Consider the following 3,744-nt stretch of genomic DNA (forward strand, 5'->3'; position numbering starts at 1 on the left):
TTTATTTAATTCTTCAATTATATTGATTCTTTTAAAACTCAACTTTAGTTCTGCTTTATTCTAATTTTTGTTTTTTTTCTATTCAAATAATCAATCCCTGAAATAGCATTATATCTTGAAACAAAAGTCCATCTGATTTTGTTTGAATTATTTTTTCCTGAGCCATGGATTAAATAAGGATCAAATAATACTGCATCTCCTGCTTTCAATTTTAAAGAAACAATTTTTTTATTTTCTAAAAATTCTTTTTGAATTCCGTGGTATTTTTTACCTTTAATATTGTAAAATTGATGCTTCAATTTACCATTTTTATGACTCCCTGGGATTAAGTTTAATGTCCCATTAAATTTTGATACATTAGTAAGTGGGCACCACATAGTGAGTAAATTCTTTGACATTTGTCCGTATATTTCTTGATGCATCGGTAAGAGAAAAGAGTTTTTATTATCATCAATTCGTATTTGTGGATAATCAACAAAAAAAGTTTCTTTAAATATAGAATTAATTATCTTTTCAACTTTTTTATCAGTTGCCAATCTTAATAATGTTGGGTGGAATTTTGACAAGTCATACGACCTTGATTTCAAATTTTTATCTAATTTATTTAAAAGTTTATATTTCTTATCAATATTGTTTGGTAAAGGTTTACTTTTTATGAATTTATTTAAACAATAATCTAGATTTTGTTCATATCCGTAAATTAAATCAAAAATTGTTTTTTTTGAAATAAATGATTTAAGTACTGTAAAGCCATTATTTTTTAAGTCATTAATTGTTTTTATAGTCATTATTATTTGAGATATTTAATTATTTTAAGAATTTAAACAATTATCATTTCATTAGTTTTAAAACTTTTTTTTGCTTTTTTTCCAACTATTTTATGAAAATACTTAGGATGCAATCCTTTTGCAGGTCTTTTTAAGCATATATTTTTTTCAGAAAATAGCTCACCTTTATTTATGTTTTTTTTTGCAAATATACTTCTTCTATAATTTTCTCTTGAAAAAAGTTGTCTGCCAAAAGGGTTAATTTTGCCATTACCTTTTATCTTATCTATATTACTCAAAAAATTTATACATGTCTTTAGTTCTGAAGGGTTCATTGACATATGATGATCTGGTCCATTCATTTTTTTACTCAACGTAAAATGTTTTTCAAAAACTTTACATCCTTGCACTGCAGCAATGAACATTGCTTCATATCCAAGAGTATGATCAGAATAACCAACTTCTAATTTAAATTTTTTTTTTAAAGTATCTATTCTATTTATATTTGATTCTGCTAATTTTGTAGGATAAAGAGAAACGCAATGCATTAATATTATTTTATTTTTTTTTTTTAATATTTTGACAGCCAATGAAATTTCTTCTAGAGAAGCCATACCTGTAGAAACTATAAAAGTTTTATTTTTTTGTTTAGCTAAGTACTTTAACAACGGATAATTAATTATATCTTCTGATGCAATTTTAACTATTTTTTTTTTCAGATTAAAATAATAATCGGATGAAATCTTGTCTGAAATAGATGAAATAAAATCTATATTAATTTTCTTACAAAAATAATTAATTTTTTTATACCAATCTTTTTTGAACTCTGTTTTTTTAAATAAATTGTAAACATTTATCTTTTTTTTCTGAGGTCCTAATTTATAAGTTTCATTTTTTTTAGAAATGAATTCATCTGCAAAAAAGCTTTGAAATTTAATTGCATCAGCTCCAGCTTTCTTAGCAGCAATTACTAATTTTTTTGCAAGACTTAAGCTCCCATTATGATTTATTCCTGCTTCTGCAATAAAATATATCTTATTTTTTTTTAACATATAAAATATTAATATATATCATATTATTAAAAATTAGTTTTTTTAAATTCACTTATCAAATATTCCCTGAATTGTTTTGCAATTTTTTTTGCATCAAATTTCTTATTAATATTAGTTTTCGCAACTCTTGCTCTTTTTTTCCAATCACTATAATTTTTATTAAAATCAATTAAATTTTTTAATAGATCTTCTGAATTTTTTGGAGTAAACAATCTACCATCTCTTTTGCTCAATAATTCTTTTATAGCTCCGACATTACTTGCAAGAACAGGTGTACCCACACTCATTGCTTCTGCAACAGTATATCCAAAACCTTCATAATTTCTTGTAGCCATAACAACTAAATCTAAGCTGCAAATTACATTTTCAATGTTATGCTCTAAGAAGCCTGTAAAAATAATATTTTTTTCTAAATTTAGTGTTTGAATTAATTTTTTTAATTTTTTAATGAATACTTCTTTCCCAGTGCCAATTATAATAATTTTATTTTTATTTTTAATACTGTCTGGCAATTTAGAAAATGCTTCGATTAAATCTTCATGACCTTTATATTCTTCAATTCTTCCCAATATACCTAACAATTTAATTTTTTTTTCTTTTTTGAAAATTTTTTTTAAATTTTTTTTTCTATAATTAGGAACGCAATAGTAAATTACTTTTGAACTAGTATTTCTATCATTTAACAAAGATGAATATTTTTTAACAGAATTTTTGTTTGCATAAGATCCAAACATGATACATGACGAAGCTTTAGCTAAAGTTTTATCTAAATAATAAAGAAACGGCTTTTTTATAATTTTTTGTTTTGATACTGAATGATGAATTCTGAAAATTCTTACAGGAATATTTATCTTAAATGAGGACAACAATGCAGCACATACACCATATGACGCTGGATACCCACCATTTTCACATATTATAAAATCTAAATTATCTTTTTTTAAAAATTCTTGATATTTCTGAACGGAAAAAAAAAATTTTATTGGTTCTAATAAAAAGTTAAAATAATTTTTTCTATTACTAAACAAAGAATTAAATTCATGAAAATATAAATTTTTGACTTTATTTTTTAATTGTTTTTTTAATCTCCAAGCACCTTTGTTATTATTATTGTGATAGATAATAATTTTATCTTTATCATTATTCCAATGTTCTAAAAGGTTTTTTAAATGGGTATCAACCCCACCCCACTCAAACTGTTCCCAAAATATACCAATTCTAAAATTATTTTTTTTTAGCATGTATAAAAAAGTTACTTGAATTATGAAGTTTTACACACTTATTGAGCTCTGGCTTAAATCCTCCAAACTTTTTAATAATTATTTTATTTTTGTTTAAAATTCTAATTATATCAAAAGGATCTATCCATTCATGATTACTTTTAATTTTTAATTTTTTATTGAGATTTTTCCATAGAACATTTTTGCTCGTAATGAATACTTCACAATTAGAGTGCATTAAAGAAATTAATTTTTTAATTATAGTGTCATAAAAATAACCACTGTTTTGTAAAACTCCGATCGCACTAATCAGATTAAATCTTAAATTAGTCTTATATTTCATAATATCATTATTAATTATTTTTAAATTTGTTTGAATCTTTTTTACCTTTATTAAGTCACAAAGATTTTTATTAACCTCTAAAGCATGAATTTTTTTTATTTTAATCTTATTTAACTCATTTGACTGAAAAATTATTCCAGTTCCTGAACCAATATCTAACCATCTATTGTAATTTTTTTTTTTCAAAAGTTTAAAAAAAAGCCTATGTCTATTTCTCATTGATTTTTCAGAACCCCAAATAACTTTTTTAAATTCGTCTTTATGATGAAAATTTTGATTATATAAACTTATTACGGAATTTAAGTTTTTCATTTATCTGATAATATTATTTATATTTAAACCAATTTTTATATATTTCATGT

4 protein-coding genes are annotated in these 3,744 nt (G+C 23.0%); all 4 read right to left on the reverse strand.

What is annotated here, in order from left to right:
- Nucleotides 1–44 precede the first annotated feature (44 nt).
- From ACTT9D_RS06885 to ACTT9D_RS06900, 4 genes are read right to left on the reverse strand one after another with little or no spacing between them, the layout of a single operon-like run.
- Nucleotides 45–788, reverse strand: coding sequence for a phytanoyl-CoA dioxygenase family protein (locus ACTT9D_RS06885; protein WP_440931044.1), 744 nt, complete (start codon nucleotides 786–788; stop codon nucleotides 45–47).
- A gap of 32 nt (nucleotides 789–820) precedes the next feature.
- A complete protein-coding gene (locus ACTT9D_RS06890; RefSeq protein WP_440931045.1) occupies nucleotides 821–1,819 on the reverse strand; it encodes an N-acetylneuraminate synthase family protein in 999 nt (332 codons plus the stop codon).
- A gap of 26 nt (nucleotides 1,820–1,845) precedes the next feature.
- On the reverse strand, nucleotides 1,846–3,060 hold the full coding sequence (locus ACTT9D_RS06895; RefSeq protein WP_440931046.1) for a glycosyltransferase family 4 protein: 1,215 nt from the start codon (nucleotides 3,058–3,060) through the stop codon (nucleotides 1,846–1,848).
- Nucleotides 3,044–3,694 carry a class I SAM-dependent methyltransferase gene (locus tag ACTT9D_RS06900; RefSeq protein ID WP_440931047.1) on the reverse strand — a complete coding sequence of 217 codons (651 nt, stop codon included), beginning with the start codon at nucleotides 3,692–3,694 and terminating at the stop codon, nucleotides 3,044–3,046. The genes ACTT9D_RS06895 and ACTT9D_RS06900 overlap by 17 nt, the downstream gene beginning before the upstream one ends.
- Nucleotides 3,695–3,744 lie beyond the last annotated feature (50 nt).

Origin of the sequence: Candidatus Pelagibacter sp., assembly GCF_052049815.1 — a bacterium.
Classification (GTDB): Bacteria; Pseudomonadota; Alphaproteobacteria; order Pelagibacterales; family Pelagibacteraceae; genus Pelagibacter.

Excerpts from the sequence above, each read along its gene's own strand:
- ACTT9D_RS06885 (WP_440931044.1), bottom strand. The coding sequence starts at position 788 with ATGACTATAAAAACAATTAATGACTTAAAAAATAATGGCTTTACAGTA.
- ACTT9D_RS06890 (WP_440931045.1), bottom strand. The coding sequence starts at position 1,819 with ATGTTAAAAAAAAATAAGATATATTTTATTGCAGAAGCAGGAATAAAT.
- ACTT9D_RS06895 (WP_440931046.1), bottom strand. The coding sequence starts at position 3,060 with ATGCTAAAAAAAAATAATTTTAGAATTGGTATATTTTGGGAACAGTTT.
- ACTT9D_RS06900 (WP_440931047.1), bottom strand. The coding sequence starts at position 3,694 with ATGAAAAACTTAAATTCCGTAATAAGTTTATATAATCAAAATTTTCAT.